This window comes from Bradyrhizobium sp. IC4060 (assembly GCF_020193715.1).
Taxonomy (GTDB): Bacteria; Pseudomonadota; Alphaproteobacteria; order Rhizobiales; family Xanthobacteraceae; genus Bradyrhizobium; species Bradyrhizobium yuanmingense.
The window spans coordinates 408,154-422,859 of sequence record NZ_JADYVJ010000004.1 but is presented as its reverse complement, the minus strand read 5'-3'; the positions used below and the strand labels follow the sequence as shown (position 1 = coordinate 422,859).

The 14,706-nt window shown below is 60.6% G+C and carries 16 protein-coding genes; 12 read left to right on the top strand and 4 right to left on the bottom strand.

From position 1 onward, the window contains the following. Genes cpaB through I6F16_RS17985 form a run of 9 tightly spaced genes read left to right on the top strand, consistent with a single transcriptional unit; the run spans position 1 to position 8,357 of the window. On the top strand, positions 1–969 hold the full coding sequence (gene cpaB, locus I6F16_RS18025; RefSeq protein ID WP_192893116.1) for a Flp pilus assembly protein CpaB: 969 nt from the start codon (positions 1–3) through the stop codon (positions 967–969). Further along, positions 969–2,171: an AAA family ATPase gene (locus I6F16_RS18020; RefSeq protein WP_036008138.1), complete on the top strand. Its 1,203-nt coding sequence runs from the start codon at positions 969–971 to the stop codon at positions 2,169–2,171. Before cpaB ends, I6F16_RS18020 begins: the two co-directional genes overlap by 1 nt. Then, positions 2,168–3,550, top strand: coding sequence for a CpaF family protein (locus I6F16_RS18015; RefSeq protein WP_036008135.1), 1,383 nt, complete (start codon positions 2,168–2,170; stop codon positions 3,548–3,550). The genes I6F16_RS18020 and I6F16_RS18015 overlap by 4 nt, the downstream gene beginning before the upstream one ends. Continuing rightward, positions 3,547–4,479: a type II secretion system F family protein gene (locus I6F16_RS18010; protein WP_036008132.1), complete on the top strand. Its 933-nt coding sequence runs from the start codon at positions 3,547–3,549 to the stop codon at positions 4,477–4,479. Before I6F16_RS18015 ends, I6F16_RS18010 begins: the two co-directional genes overlap by 4 nt. Next, the gene (locus I6F16_RS18005; RefSeq protein WP_036031699.1) at positions 4,476–5,384 is read left to right on the top strand and encodes a type II secretion system F family protein; all 909 of its coding nucleotides are present in this window, start codon (positions 4,476–4,478) and stop codon (positions 5,382–5,384) included. The genes I6F16_RS18010 and I6F16_RS18005 overlap by 4 nt, the downstream gene beginning before the upstream one ends. Positions 5,385–5,431: 47 nt before the next feature. Beyond that, positions 5,432–6,034 carry a methyltransferase gene (locus I6F16_RS18000; RefSeq protein ID WP_225143698.1) on the top strand — a complete coding sequence of 201 codons (603 nt, stop codon included), beginning with the start codon at positions 5,432–5,434 and terminating at the stop codon, positions 6,032–6,034. A 30-nt stretch (positions 6,035–6,064) separates the two neighbouring features. Then, entirely contained in the window at positions 6,065–6,559 is a 495-nt protein-coding gene (locus tag I6F16_RS17995; RefSeq protein WP_225114733.1) for a hypothetical protein, read from the top strand. 8 nt (positions 6,560–6,567) lie between these two features. Beyond that, positions 6,568–7,941, top strand: a complete 1,374-nt coding sequence (locus I6F16_RS17990; protein WP_225114732.1) for a pilus assembly protein TadG-related protein — start codon at positions 6,568–6,570, stop codon at positions 7,939–7,941. Further along, on the top strand, positions 7,941–8,357 hold the full coding sequence (locus tag I6F16_RS17985; protein WP_225114731.1) for a TadE family protein: 417 nt from the start codon (positions 7,941–7,943) through the stop codon (positions 8,355–8,357). The genes I6F16_RS17990 and I6F16_RS17985 overlap by 1 nt, the downstream gene beginning before the upstream one ends. Here the strand turns inward: I6F16_RS17985 and I6F16_RS17980 are convergent. Next, complete coding sequence (locus tag I6F16_RS17980) at positions 8,320–8,709, bottom strand: hypothetical protein (protein ID WP_146207697.1); 390 nt, start codon at positions 8,707–8,709, stop codon at positions 8,320–8,322. The two genes, I6F16_RS17985 and I6F16_RS17980, sit on opposite strands and share 38 nt — an antisense overlap. Positions 8,710–8,808: 99 nt before the next feature. Between I6F16_RS17980 and I6F16_RS17975 the strand changes: the two genes are divergently transcribed. The 3 genes from I6F16_RS17975 to I6F16_RS17965 all read left to right on the top strand — a co-directional run bounded on the left by I6F16_RS17975 (position 8,809) and on the right by I6F16_RS17965 (position 11,502). Beyond that, positions 8,809–10,464 (top strand): type II and III secretion system protein family protein, encoded by a 1,656-nt coding sequence (locus I6F16_RS17975; protein WP_225173901.1) that lies wholly within the window; start codon positions 8,809–8,811, stop codon positions 10,462–10,464. Positions 10,465–10,478: 14 nt separating this feature from the next. Beyond that, positions 10,479–10,883 (top strand): hypothetical protein, encoded by a 405-nt coding sequence (locus I6F16_RS17970; RefSeq protein ID WP_036008116.1) that lies wholly within the window; start codon positions 10,479–10,481, stop codon positions 10,881–10,883. Positions 10,884–10,965: 82 nt separating this feature from the next. Continuing rightward, on the top strand, positions 10,966–11,502 hold the full coding sequence (locus I6F16_RS17965; RefSeq protein ID WP_085969012.1) for a tetratricopeptide repeat protein: 537 nt from the start codon (positions 10,966–10,968) through the stop codon (positions 11,500–11,502). Positions 11,503–11,539: 37 nt separating this feature from the next. Here the strand turns inward: I6F16_RS17965 and I6F16_RS17960 are convergent, their stop codons facing one another. The 3 genes from I6F16_RS17960 to I6F16_RS38005 all read right to left on the bottom strand — a co-directional run bounded on the left by I6F16_RS17960 (position 11,540) and on the right by I6F16_RS38005 (position 14,676). Continuing rightward, positions 11,540–12,310, bottom strand: a complete 771-nt coding sequence (locus I6F16_RS17960) for a hypothetical protein (RefSeq protein ID WP_109145690.1) — start codon at positions 12,308–12,310, stop codon at positions 11,540–11,542. 699 nt (positions 12,311–13,009) lie between these two features. After that, positions 13,010–14,023: a TetR/AcrR family transcriptional regulator C-terminal domain-containing protein gene (locus I6F16_RS17955; protein ID WP_225114614.1), complete on the bottom strand. Its 1,014-nt coding sequence runs from the start codon at positions 14,021–14,023 to the stop codon at positions 13,010–13,012. Further along, a complete protein-coding gene (locus I6F16_RS38005; RefSeq protein ID WP_225114639.1) occupies positions 14,020–14,676 on the bottom strand; it encodes a TetR/AcrR family transcriptional regulator C-terminal domain-containing protein in 657 nt (218 codons plus the stop codon). Before I6F16_RS38005 ends, I6F16_RS17955 begins: the two co-directional genes overlap by 4 nt. Positions 14,677–14,706 lie beyond the last annotated feature (30 nt).

The following is a 14,706-nucleotide window of genomic DNA, read 5'->3' as shown; positions in this document are numbered from 1 at the left end:
ATGTCATCCACGTTGCGCCTCTCGATCATCCTGGTGCTCTTGCTCGCAACCACCGCATTCGGGCTGATCGCCTACAACATGAACCTGCCGAAACAGGTTCCCGTAACGGTTACGGCGCAAGGGCCGGCGCCTCCTTCGACTGTCGGGTATTTTGTCGCGGCACGTCCGCTGTCGAAAGGTACATTGGCCCGCGAAGAAGATTTCGCCGTGCGCTCGGTGTCGCCTGAACGCCTTCCCGCAGGGGCGATCCTGGAAACACCGGACTCGAAGGCCGGACTTCCCGGCTCTCTGGTCCGCAAGTTCGTCGACGCTGGCAGTCCCATCACCTTGCAGGACGTATTGCGACCTCGGGATCGTGGCTTCCTGGCCAGCGTCCTGGCACCGGATAGCCGTGCGATCAGCATCAAGGTGGACGAGGAGTCTGGCGTGTCGGGGCTGATCAGGCCGGGCGATCATGTTGATGTCTTGTTGACCCAGGTGTTCGAGAAGGCAGATCCCGCGCGCCGGGCCCTGAGCGAGACCGTTCTAGGAAACGTTCGAGTCATCGCGATTGACCAGGAAATCATGCAGGGTGGCCGAACCGTAAGCTCGGTAGCCGGCTCGGTGGCCGGCAAGCAAGCGCAGACTGTGTCGTTGGAGCTTGCCCCGGACCAGGTCAAGAAGATCACGGTCGCAAGGCAGCTCGGAACGCTTTCCCTGGCGGTGCGGGCCGCAGTCGAGCAGTGGGATACGGCGGACACTGGCGCCATGTCCAGCTGCGATGTGTCGCCGGAAATCGCCCGCCAAAATGCGATTGCTGGCCGGACTGCAGCGGTCGTTGTTCATTCCGGTGGTCAGATAAAGCAATACTCGGTCAGGAAACAGGAATCTGCCGATGGCGACGTTCCGATCAACTGCGACGGGTCGGAAGTGTCCCGCCGCGGGGCGACGATGGTGGTTCAGGCAGGCAAGTTGCTGGAGAAACGTTGATGAGCGTTAACATAGCGGCCATCAGTACGCCCGAAGAAGCGACGTCTGTTGTCGCCCGCAATCGCATCGTCTGCTTCGTCAATGACGAACTGAGTGCCGCGGCTCTGCGCAAGGGCCTTGAAGGCAGCAACATTTCGATCAAGCGGGGCACGATCCGCAATGCCATACGGATGCTCGAAACGGACACCGAACTATTCGCCCTGGTGACGGACATCAGTGGAATCGATGATCCATTTGCCGAACTGGAGCGGCTGGCCGGCGTCTGTCCGCCCGATGTCCGGGTGGCTCTGATCGGTGAAAGCAGGGAGATCACCTTCTATCGCGCGCTCATGGAGCTCGGCCTGACCGAGTACCTGCCGAGGCCGATCACGCGGGACATGGTGCTGGACCAGCTGCGCCCAAAGCTGCTTGGCGATCGTGCGCCGGCGCCGACCGACCGAGGCGGGCATGTGATCTCGATCTGCGGCGCGCAGGGCGGTGCCGGCGCAACGAGCATCGCCATCAATCTCGCGCTGCAACTGGCGGAGACCACCAAGGCCAAGGTCGCGCTGCTCGATCTTCATCTTCAAGGCGGCGAAACAGCCGTGATGCTGGGTGTTCAGCCCGGACCAGGCCTGCGCATCGCCCTGGAGAACCCGATGCGGGCGGACACGTTGTTCCTCGAGCGCGCCGCAATCGCAGTCAACGAGCGAGTCAGCCTGATCTCCGCCGATGAGGAACTGGACGCTCAGCTCGACATCACCGAAGCGGGCGTGAGGCACGTCCTTGGCCTGCTCCGCCAACGATTCAACTACATCGTTGTCGATGTCCCGGTCCCGTTTCCGTCATCCATCCATCCGGTGATTTCTCTTTCCCGGCACGTGCTGGTGCTGCTGGAGGCGGAGGTGACCGGACTTCGCAATGCCCACGCACTGCGGGCCGCCGTCACCAACATTGCCGGCAGGGATCGGGTCTTCACCTTGCTGAACCGTGCCAATCGCCCGGGGGGCCTTCCCAGGGCCGCGGTGGTCAAGGCGTTGGGGACAGAGCCTGACATGGTCGTACCCGATCTCGGGAAGGGCATGACCCAGGCGGTCAATCTCGGAATTCCCGCGCTGAAGCACGTATCTGCACTGCGGCGCCATCTCGCGCCGATCGTACGGGAGATCACGGGGCTTGGCGCCGAGCAGAAGGGACGGCTGCGGAGGCTGCTGGGGCTATGAGAAAGTTTGGTAGGCGCGACGAGGAAACGCCGGTTCGCTTGCCTGCATCGACGCCGAGCTTGGCTGCAACGACGCCAAGCGTGCCTGCATCAACCTCAAGGCGCGACGAGGCTTCGATTGACCGGCCGGTGATGCCAGCTTCACTGCGCGAACGCGTCATCGAGCAGATTGAGCCATCGGTGGCCGCAACTGTTTCGCGTGACGTCCTTCGGCGCCAGATCGAGGAAATCATCCATGGCATCGCCAATGAGGAACGGCTCGAACTGTCGGGTCGCGAGCAGCTTCAACTGGCGGACGAGATTGCCGACGACATGACCGGCTATGGGCCGCTGCGTCCGCTTCTGCTCGATCAATCGATCAACGACATCATGATTAACGGGCCGAGCAACGTTTATGTCGAACGAGCCGGCAAGCTGGAGCGGATCGCGGTGCGCTTCCGCGACAATGATCACATCGCATCGGTGGCCCAGAAAATTGCCGCGCAAGTTGGACGGCGCATCGACGAATCCAGTCCGATGGTGGATTGCCGCTTGTCCGACGGCAGCCGCGTCAACATCATCTTCCCGCCGCTGGCGATCCACAGCCCCTGCATCTCGATTAGAAAGTTTCCGAGCCGCCGCCTGGATATCGCCGCACTGATCGAAAACGGCTCGATGACCGCAGCCGTCGGACAATTGCTGGAGATTGCCGCCCGGTGTCGGCTCAATGTCCTGGTCTCCGGCGGCACCGGGTCCGGCAAGACGACGCTGCTCAACGCCATGAGCCAGTTCATCGATCACAGCGAACGCGTCGTCACCATCGAGGATGCGGCGGAGTTGCAGCTCCAGCAGCCGCACGTGATCAGCCTGGAGACCCGGCCTCCCAGCCTTGAAGGCACGGGGCAGGTGACACAGCGCGATCTGTTGTGGAATGCGCTGCGCATGCGTCCTGACCGGATCGTCGTGGGCGAGGTGCGCGGCGCCGAAGCGTTTGACATGCTGCAGGCGATGAACACCGGCCATGATGGTTCGATCTCCACGGTCCATGCCAATAGTGCTCGCGACGCCCTGACCCGCATCGAGAACATGGTGCAGATGGGGCAGGTGAATCTGCCGTCGCGAGCCATTCGAACTCAGATCGTCGCTGCACTGGATCTCATCGTGCAAGTCGAACGCATGCGCGATGGGCAACGTCGCATTATCCAGATCAGCGAGGTGATGGGGCTGGAATCGGATGTGATCACCACCAATGACATCGCAACATTCGAATACCAGGAGGAGGACGACAATGGGCGGATCTCGGGCACTTACCGGGCCACCCTTGCAGTCCCGAAATTCAAGAGCCGTCTCGTCTATTTCGGGCTCGATCGCGCCTGGGCCGAGGCAGTGAGGCAGATATGATACCTGAGGCCGTGATCGTCGCTGTTCTGGTGCTCGCGATGTGCGCAGCCGTCGGCTCGTTATGGCTCGACGGCCGGGAGCGACGCATGGACCGCCGGCTGGCGGTCGCTCTACCGGCCTCCCATCCGGCCAGCCTGCCATCCATTCGCCGGGCGGAAACCGGCTCCCGATATCTGCTTCTCCACCGTTTGGCCAATTACAGGCCCGAGATGGTTCACGCCTGGCATCCGGCGTATGTGCTGCTTGCTGCCGCTATCGCCGTAGCAGCGATCTTCTACGCTAATCGCCTGCTGGGATTTTCCGTTTTCTACGTGTCTGTCGCGGCTGCGGTTGCCGCCGTGGTAGTCGTGCGAGGTCTGTTTGGCTGGCAGCAACGTCGGTTCGCCAGTCAACTTTTCCGGCAGCTGCCTGACGCCATTCAGCTGGTGACGAGTACGGTTCGATCGGGTCTGCCTGTGCACGAAGCATTTCGCACCATCGCGCGCGAAATGCCGCAACCGACGTCTGGACAATTTGCAATCGTATGCAGCGAAATGAATCTGGGAAGACCTCCGGAGGAAGCCGTCGAAGGCGTCTATCGGCGAACGCAAGTGGCAGAGTATGCGATGTTTGCGGTGACACTTGCGGTTCAATTGAAGTCCGGCGGCAGCTTGGCCGAGACCTTGCAGACGCTGGGCGACACGGTGAGTCAGCGTGTTGCGCTCGCTGCTCGCGCCAAGGCGCTGGCGGGAGAAGTGATCTTTTCCTCGCGAGCACTCACGATCTCGCCCCTGATTGCCGGAGCATTGCTATACGCGGCCAATCCGCAGAACATCGATCTGCTGTTCACTGACCCGACCGGAAACAAGCTTCTGGCTTACGCGGTAGTCTCGGTGCTCATCGGGCATCTGGTGATAAGTTGGATGGTCAGGCGGGAAACAGAACTATGACTTTTGGACTCGGGCTGGTGGCCCTCGCAGTCGTAGCTGGAACGGCGGCCTTCATGTTAATCATCCGCGAACTACACGTCCGTGCATTGGACACGCGGGTCTCAAACGCCGTGATGGGTATCCCTTACCGTTCAGCCCCCTTCAAAGACCTGACCGGTTGGTTCTCGTGGCTGGGCATGCGCTATCGACGCTTCTACGCCGAGGAGAATCTGGAGGAGCTACGAACGGTCCTCCACTCATCTGGTTTCAATCATCATAGAACCTTGCCGATCTGGATCGGCATCAAGATCGTCAGCATGTTCGCGCTGCCGGTCATTGCGCTGCTTCTGGCGCAACTTTCGGGAAGGAGACCTGCCGACGTGCTGGTCTTCACGCTGATGGGTGTGGTGATCGGAATCTTGGGTCCGCGATTGGCTCTGTCGGTGATGAAGCGGCGCTTCGATGCTGCCATTCGGCTGGGCACGCCGGATATGATCGATTTGCTGATCGTGTGCAGCGAGGCGGGAATGGGCCTGGAAAGCGGGCTGGGGCGCGTCGCCGAAGAAATGAAGTCGACCAATCCTGCCATGGCCTGGGTGCTGCACCGACTCCTTGATGATCTCCGGATACTGCCAAGCCGCGTCGAAGCATTCGAGAATTTGGCGGTCACTTCGGATGGTCTTCGCCGGTTCGGCACGATGATCAGCCAGAGCTTGCAGTACGGAACGCCGTTGGGCCAGGCGCTGCGCAGTATCGCGCTCGACCTGCGGCGGGAACGCATCACCAAGCTGGAAGAAAGGGCGCACAAGTTGGGCGCCAAGCTGACCATTCCGATGGTGCTGTTCCTGCTCCCAGCCATGTTCGTCATCATGGGGGGAAGTCCCGTTCTTCACCTCGTGCGTTCGTTCGCCAGCTTCGGAAAGTAGCCATGAGCACAATTGCCCTCTCCAAGAGCGGATCTTACGACCGGATCATGCGGCTGCTTGGCAGCTTGTGGTTCTTGTTGCTGGCTCTTTGCGTCGCCGTCAGGATTGGGGCGTCGCTGCACGATCCGTGGCCCTCGCTCTTGTCGAGCTTTTGCCTCGGCATCTTCTACATGCTCCTGGCGCTGTTGATCATGACGCGCTCACCGGCAAAGGCGCATGCCGATGGCCTGCTTCCAAGAATAGCTGCCTTCGTCGGCAGCTATCTGCCGTGGTCGATCAGCTTCCTCGGCAAAACCGACGACACGCTGCCCAACCTGGCATCGACGGCTTGCGTGCTGGTCGGCACGATCATGATGCTCGTCACCATCCGACATCTGGGTCGATCGTTCAGCCTGGTGCCGCAGGCGCGCTCGGTGGTCCAGACCGGACCCTATCGATGGATCAAGCACCCGCTCTATGTCGCCGAAGAAATCGTGGTGCTGGGCGTCGTCCTGCAATACCTGACACCGGTCACGGTGATGGTCCTGGTCCTGCATATAGGCATTCAGGTCTGCCGAATCCTTTACGAAGAAGACCTGCTTCGGCGCAATTGCCCCGAGTATTCGAGTTACGAAGCATCACGTTGGCGAGTGATTCCTTACGTTTGGTGAGCGGCTATGCGTGGCCGGATTGTGGTGGACATGGTTCAGATCGCTGCGGCTCGGGTGACGCGATCGCACGTGGCAAGTCCCCGTGGAGGCAGGCGCGCGTATCGTAAAGGGTCCTTCGTCGCCGATCAGCGCGGCGCCGTCGCGTTTGAGACGGTCATCGTTTACATTTTCATGGTGTCGTTCCTGCTGATGCCGCTTGCCGACGTCGCTGCCGCGGGCTTCCGGTTTATCTCTGCGTGGTCGGCCTTGCGCTCATTCGGACAATACATTCAATACAAGAGTCCGCCCGACCCGGCGAACCCGGGGACCTGGGTGTCGACGCTCCAGACAACGGTCGCCGGGCATACCATCGGCAACATCCAGGTCATGTGCGGAAGCACAGCCTGCAACTCCGGCAACCTTGGTTTGACTCCCAAGTACTTTACATTTTCGACGACCGTCACTTTGGCCCCGATTGTGTTGACGTCGGTGCTGTGCCCCAGCAGTTGCACGTACACGCTGCCTTACTCCGAACGTTTCCAGTAGGTGTTCTCATGCGCAGTCTGCTCCGTTCCAGACGAGGCTCGGCCGCATTCGCAACAGTCATCGTGCTGATTCCGCTCATCGGCGTGGTCGCACTCGGGGCCGAGGCGGGATCGTGGTACGTCACCAGGCAGCACGCGCAGAATGCCGCCGATGCAGCGGCCTACTCGGGCGCCCTGCGACTTGCATGCGACAATGCTGGTGTGCTCTGCGATACATCAGTGGATTATCAAGCAAAGGAATTCGCGGCGCAGAACGGGTTCTGCAACTCCGGTGACACGGCCTATCCGGGCACCAACTGTGCGACAAGCCTTCCAGCAGGAATCTCGCGGGCCGTGCAGATCGATATCGGCAGCTACAGTGCGGGTGCGTTCACAACGCCGCCCGCAGGAGGCGGCGGTAACGCCGTTCGCGCCATGGTCAGCCAGCAGCAGCCGGCCTACTTGTCGGCAGTGCTGGGTCTGACGACCGTCAACATCCCCGCTCAAGCCATCGCTCTGGTTGAACTGCCGAGCAAGGTGTGCGCCTTGGCGCTCGGACCTGATCCGAACGGCGGCGGAGGGGCGCTTAAGATTGCCGGTAACGTCAGCAACAACGGCACGGGTTGCCCGATAATGTCGGATGCCAGTGTTCAGTTTGCCAGCACTGCCTCTTTCACCGGTTCGGGATGGGCCGTCTTGGGTGTAACCGGCTGTAGTCCAGCCAGCACCTGCGCCAATCCCGGCGTCACGTACAACTATTTCATGCCGTATGCCAACAATCCACTTAGCAAATTGGACAGCCAATCGTTCAATAGCTTGACCTCGAGCGGGAAGCCAAACGATTTGGCATGCAGTGGTACGTTGACGCCTAATACCCCGCCGAGCAGCACTAACCTGTACCGCAACCTAACGTGCACGACCGGGAACGCGGTAGATTTTAGTCCGGGCACGTACTTTTTCTACAATGGCACGATAAGATTCAATGGCGGAACCATCACTTGCAGTGCCTGCACACCCTGGCCACCGGCTGGCACAGGTTTAGGCGTCACTCTTGTATTACTCGGGGATTCCAGCATTTCCATCTCTGGCGGCGCTGTAGTTAATCTGTCCGCGCCTTACACCAACACTTTCTCTTCTGATCTGAACGGCGTGCTGATTGATGATCAAGCACCGAGCAAGAGCAGTAATCAGGTCACCATCAACGGTGGTTCGGTTAAGCTGGGTGGTGCGATGTATTTCCCGCACGTCGACGTGACCTGGAACGGAGCGACGCAAAGTACCAATACGACCTGTTCACAAGTGATCGCCAAAACTCTCACCATGGGCGGTGGCGGCTTCCTGAGCACGGATGGATGTAATCCGGTCACCGTCCCTTACACCCAAGTTGTCCGCTTGGTGCAGTGATGAGAAAGCTCGATCAGCGGGGCATCGCATCGTTCGAGTTCATCCTCGCCTTTGTGTCCCTTTTCACGTTGATCTTCGCCATCTTCGATCTCGGACGCTATGCGATCACGATGCAGTCCTTGCGGACGCTCGCGAGCGCGGGGGCCCGAGCGGTCATGATCAACTGCTACACGCCTGCCTTGCTTCAAAGCCCGCCTCAGTCGCCGTCAAGCTGCGCGGGCGATCCCATGTCCACAACCGCAAAGCAGACTGCCGCGCCGTTCCTGTATCGCGGCGGTCTCACGCCGACGCTGAGCGTGGCATCCAGCGGCACCAATTTGACAGTGACCGCTTCTCAAGCCGGCTTCACCATGCTGATGCCGATATGGGGTACGACGCTCAATGCACCGAGCGCGTCAACGCAAATTCCCTTCTAGGCAAAATATGGCAACGTGCCTTACCCATCTTGGCCGACATCGCCTCGGGTCGGCGCTCGAGCTGGACAAACCCCTCGGAATCGAACTGCGCCAAAGCAATCTGAGCCTGGCCAAGTGCCGTTTGGAGACGACGAGCCGACGCCGTTCGATCGTGAGCCACGACGGAATCGCGCAAACGTGGTCGTGCTGCAGCAGTTCTGAACGGAGCTGCAGAGAGAAATGATGCGCGCCCGCAACATTGGAAAGTTTTCTTTGCCACTTGAGGCTGTGCGGTAAGCGTCTCTTCTTGCACGCAGGCAGCATCAAGGACGATGATCTTGGAAACGCGAAGTAACGAATTGTAGTCGGACATCTTGTAAGCTCTGCGGCGTGGTGCGCAGAGGGGAACTATTGGGGATATCGAGCACGTAGATTTGCGGGGGAGCCGCGGATCGCAGTTGGGGGGACTCGAATGGGTGGCGGTCGCATTTCGGGTAAGATAAGGAGGCTTCTCGCCTTCAGCGTGATGGGTCTTGGCGCGGCGCTCGCCTCCTTTGCGTCCGCTGACCCCGCGACAGCGGCAGACCGGCGGGGCTCCTCCGGCGGCGGCGTCTTCGTCAGCGAAATGAACGACGTCCAGCGGGTCAAGGTGGTGGTCAACAAGTCACGCACCTTCAAGGTCGATACGGCTTTCGCAACTATCGTGGCCGGCTCGCCCGACATTGTGGACGTGAAGTCGCTCAGCGATCACCTGATCTACGTCCAGGGCAAGCAGACCGGCACCACCAACGTCATCCTGCTCGACTCCTCGATGAAGCAGATCGGCATCCTCGACGTCGAGGTCGTGATCGATACCGGCAATCTCCAGCAGAATATCCGCAGCAGCACTGGCGGGCACGGGATCCGCGTCTCGGCTTCCGAGGGCCAGGTGGTGCTCAGCGGAACGGCCGCCGATGCGGTTACGGCCGAGCGGGCCATGGCGATCGCCACCAGCACAGTCGCGAAGGGGGGCACTGTCGTCAACGCGATGAGTGTCGCGGCGCCGCAGCAGGTGATGCTGGAGGTGCGTTTTCTCGAGGTCACCCGGGATGCCGGCCGCGACCTCGGTGTGAACCTGTACGCAGCGAATGCCAACGGGACCAACGTCGCGAATACGGGACGTGGCAATTTGAGCACTACGGCGGGCCGGCGACCGATTGGTGGTATCAACACCGCTAATAGCCCCCTGGGCGTTGGCGGCGGCCAAGTCGGTGCCCCCCCAACCGGCAGCCTGCCGTTACTCGGAACAGCTGGTACGCTTCTTGGCACAGCGGGCGGCATAGCTCCGGTCCCGTTCGGAAGCTTGTTGACCAGCATCGTCCGAACCAGCAATGGCGGTTCGGTGGACTTGTTGATCTCTGCGCTGGAAACCAAAGGATTGGCTCGCAGGTTGGCCGAGCCGAACTTGACCACGCTTTCCGGAGATGCAGCGCGCTTTCTGGCCGGTGGTGAGTTTCCAGTGCCGATCCCGAACACGACCGCAGCCGGCTTTCCGACCATCACCATCGACTACAAAAAGTTCGGTGTCGAACTGGCCTTTGTCCCCACCGTGCTCTCGCGGGGGGTCATCAACCTTCGGGTGGAGCCGTCGGTCAGCGAGCTTGATTTCGCCAATGCAGTGACGATTCAGGGGACGACAGTTCCGGCGTTGACCCGCCGCGATGCACGGACCACGGTGGAGCTGCGGGACGGCCAGAGCTTTGCGATCGCCGGCTTGCTGCAAACCCGCAACCGTCAGGACGTTTCGCAATTGCCCTGGATCGGTTCGGTGCCCGTGCTTGGAGCCTTGTTCAGCAGCAAGTCGTACCAGCAGGAGGAAACCGATCTCGTCATCATCGTGACGCCGCGCCTGGTCGCACCGGCCGCACCCGGTCAGCAATTGGCGTCGCCGCTCGACTCTCGCCTTCCGGCCAACGACGTCGATTTCTTCCTCAATGGCCAGATGGAAGTCCGCAAGCGTTACAATGACTACGTCAACTCCGGCGGCGACGTTAAAGGACCTTATGGTCACATCATCGCTCCCGAGCTCACTGCGACCATTCCGGCACCGGCTGTTGCGAACCAGCCCGTCGTAAAAACGCTCAACTGAGAAGGAAGCGGGAGATGACCATCAGGTATCTGGCTCTGTTCGCACCGCTGCTGCTCGGGGGATGTTACGGGGTGGCCGGTCATGACGAGGTGGACCGCTATTTCCAGCGTTCAGACACCATCACGATGAGTGCCGGCAATGCCAAGGAGGTCAACGCGGTCACCCACACAATCCATCCATGGCCGCGAAACGTCGGTGATCGCAGGATCACGTACGACGCGCGGCGCGTGGGCGCCGCCGTGACTCGCTATGGCAACACGAAACAGCCAGTGGATCAGCTTCCCGACATTGGCGATGCGACGAAACAAATGGGCGTGCGGACTGCCCCAACCCAGAACGTCAACATAGAAGGATTGGGGGCTGGATCGACTGCTGGAGTATCAGTGCCGGTTGGTGGAGTAGGCGTAGGCGGCAGGTAACGATTTTTAGTGCGTGGTTTTGGCGATGTTGTTTGCGAACGGCGCAGTGAAGTTGCTGCGACGTGCGGGGGATCAAGGGGTTATGCGACGTATCATCTTCATGCTGACCTGTTGCTGGTTGGGGATCGGCCTTGCGGGGTGTGATCATACGCTGAGGCAGGCTGCCGTCGTCGCTCCCGTCGAGCCGCCTGGGGGGGACCCCGTGCAGGAGCCGACCGACGTCAAATATTATCCCTCGGACGAGCCGGTACGGCTGGGCTTGGAGCATTTCAACCGCGGCAGCTACGGGTTAGCCAATCGCTATTTCAGGGATGCGGTCGAGAAATCGCCGAAGGACGTGACGGCCTGGGTTGGACTCGCGGCGAGCTATGATCGGATACGTCGCTTTGATCTCGCAGATCAGGCCTATGCCCAAGCGATCCGGCTGGGCGGCGAAACCGTGCAGGTCCTGAATGACCAGGGATATTCGTACATGCTGCGCGGCAATCTGAGTGCGGCGCGCCGAAAGTTCGAGAAGGCCTATTCGCTCGATCCAGGCAACCCGGTTATCGCCAATAACCTCGAGCTTCTCAATGGCAGCCGGCGGTTCATTGAAAGACCACCGAACAACCAGCCTTAAGAGGGCGATCGACCACTGCGATCGCGGCCAGTTCTCGTCAATTGGGCCCAATTACAGCATCAGCGTGACGGCTGCCGCTGCGGACGATGACAACAACGCCATTGCGAACGGTAAATCTCGCGCCGAGCAGCTTCCGCACCTTGTCCGTGATCGGAGAGGAAAAGGGAACGGTTTCTCCCACGACGGGATCGCCGACCTTTGTCGTCTCAGTCGCGGGACCAGCAACTGGTGCAGGCTTGATATAGTCTCGGACAAGCTGAATCTCTTCACGTGACAGGATGAGCGGAGCCTGGTCGCGTTGGATCTCCGACGGCGGTTTGGGTATTCCACGGCTTGCCTTTTCGCGCATCTCGTTCGTGCTTGCGATCTGATCGAGCCTGGCTACGCGTAGCTTGAGTGCGATGATATCACGTTGCAGTGTTGCGATCTCCAATTTGCGCGCGTTGACCTGCATGAAGACAATGATCGCGCAAACGCAACTCACGACGAAGCCGACGCTCAGCAGTGCGATCAACCAGCGCTCGAAGTTTCCCGTCGACCCCCCGGTCGTTCGGGGGAGTTGATCGCGCTGGAGATGGCGCCGCCAGATGCGACGTGCTCGGTCGATCCAATTGGTAGAGCCCGTTACACCGGTCCCCGCCCGGCCCGACCCAAAATGCGCGGGTGACGAGGCGGCTTTCTCTCGGGCCGGTTCAACGGACGACGACGTGTCGACTTGCTCAAGCCCAAGATTGTCGGCGACGCGATCCGCCGTCGTCAGATGCGCGGCAGGGTGGAACGGATCCATCTGCTTATCGAGCCGGCCCATCTCCGCTCTCCATGCAGCCATCTATCGAACTTCGCCAGTTCCGCTGACGCGGCGGAATGAGGGTATCCGAGGATTCGATCAATCGGAACGGAAAAGGCTCCAATCCGCGCGTGAGCCACTCTAACGGTAGCTTGCAAGAGACACGGCGCCAACCAGATGCCAGGGTCTACCCCGCGGATGCTCCGACCGCGCGGATGTTAGCCGGTGAAATGCAGCACTTTGATCGTGCGACGAACGCCCACTTTCAGTCGGATAAGCCCGGTCGTGCGACCAGCAAGTCATTGATCGTTCTCAACCCAAGGCTGACTCTTAATCAGCGGATCCCAGGTTCGAGCCCTGGTGCGCCCACCAAGTTCTTCAAGGACTTGCCCTCGCGAACCGTTTGAGACGACCGAACTGAAACGGTTTTTCAAACGGTGATTTTGGCGACCAATCGGCGGGGCCACTCTCGGCATTGTGATCTACTTTACCCGCCGAGGCGGAGGCGAAGCCGACTCGAAGGCCGCCCGACAGAACCGCTTTCAACGTTCTGTCTGGATTAGAGCCGGCCGACATAGCCGGCATCTTCCCACTTCGTTTCTTTGTCGTCGGCGACGCATGTGGGCAGCTGCGCCGCGCTGCGAGTATGTAGAGAGACCGGCGCATCCTGGCCATGGCAACCCCACCTCACAGCAGGATTGTCGCTGCGAGTGGCACCAGTCATGCCGTCAATGCCGCTCGCGCAACGATTCCTGTCCTCTCGTCAGGCTCGGCGCCGTCGAGAAAGACTTTCACCGCGGTGCGAGCGCGCAAATCGATGTCGGAAAGCGTTGGTACGTCGCCGAGCTGAAGCACGGCCTCCAGATGGACGTTTCCATGGAGCATCCCAAGAAACTGGCGGGCGCCGGCTTCGCAATGTGCTAGATCGATTTCTCCGGCCTGCTTCGCTTTTGCCAGAATTTTCGTAAGGACCGCGATGGCTGGCGTAGGTCCATGTTGCGCGTAGGCACGTGTCGCATCGGGGTAGCGGTCCGCTTCAAGTATGGCTGTATGACAGACCTCCAGCAACGACGGCGTCATCATCGTTTCGAGGAGATTGCGCCCAATGATGATGAGTAGTTCCCTGAGTGGCAAGGAAAGCTGGTCGGCACTGACACTCAGCGCGTTGGACGAGTAATGGCTGACGACTTTGGTGAACTGGTCGACGAGAAGTTGCTGCACGTTCTCGCGCCGCGTTGACCTTTCGCGCAGTAGCTGCCGGTAGAGACCGTGCGGTGTCCATGTCCAGCTCGGTCGGCCGAGCAAGAACGCCGAGAGAACCGCGCAGTTCGACCAACCGCGAAGCTGGCTCGCCTTGCCCGGGACCGCTTCGCGGACCCGCAGGATATCGCCCGTCGCACCCCACCGAAGAAATCTGACGGCATCGGCCGGTGGCAGGATCGTCACCATCATGCGCGTCCACCACGGCTCAACGAGCAGCCAACTCCCCGTGCTCGTGGGTCGCATGGCAAAGACATGCTTATGCCTGTGATGGACGAAGCGATGCCACCATTGCCGTCGAAGGCCGGGCACGAAACAGACGATCCAGTCGGCGGGGTCGACCGTCACCAGGGACCCATTATCGTCGATGCTGTTCGCCAGGTCCGCCGGGACGTCGCCGACGACCTTCAGTCTTGAAGGGCTCTCGCTCGGGCCAGACCATCTTGACCGGCCAATATCATTGGCTGCGCTCATCGCTTCATACTCCGCGTGCTCCCGCATCCATGAATGAAGCTTTCGATACTGGCTCTGACGCGGTCGGCGGCTGGGGCTTCCAGGCTCATTGCCGGAGTCAGCATCAGCGCCTGGTAGAGCGGTTCTCTCAGTAGTCCCAGCAATTGCTCGGCGTATAGCTGAGCGTCCGATATCGACAGGATCCCCCGCTCATTTGCTGCGGACAGAAACTCCCGTAGCTTGAGTGTGACAATCCCTTGTCCCGCCTCGTGCACCCGCTTCTTGAGCGCAGGATTGCGTGCACCCTCGGTCATCATCATCCGAACGAACCCGACCAGGGTGGTCGAGTATTCCTCCCAAGCAACCCGGCCGAACGCGATGAGTGTCTCGCGTGCATCGTCTACGGTGCCGGGGCGCGCTCTCCTCACCAATGGCTGCGATATGAGTGAGGCTTTGTGTTCGGCGATCGCGACGATGAGATCGTCGACGCTCTCGAATGCCGATAGAATGTCTTCCTTCGAGTATCCGCTTCGGTCCAAAATACTATCGAGGTCAGCGGGCGCGCCGCTCGGATGGGCGAGAGCCTCGCTGACCGCCAGCACGATCTCGGCGCGAGGGTCTGGCCTCGACACGACATTGGCTTGGCGGGAGGGTTTCGACGCGGGGTATGTCATGTACGGCTCCTCGGTTCGGGCTAACTGCGC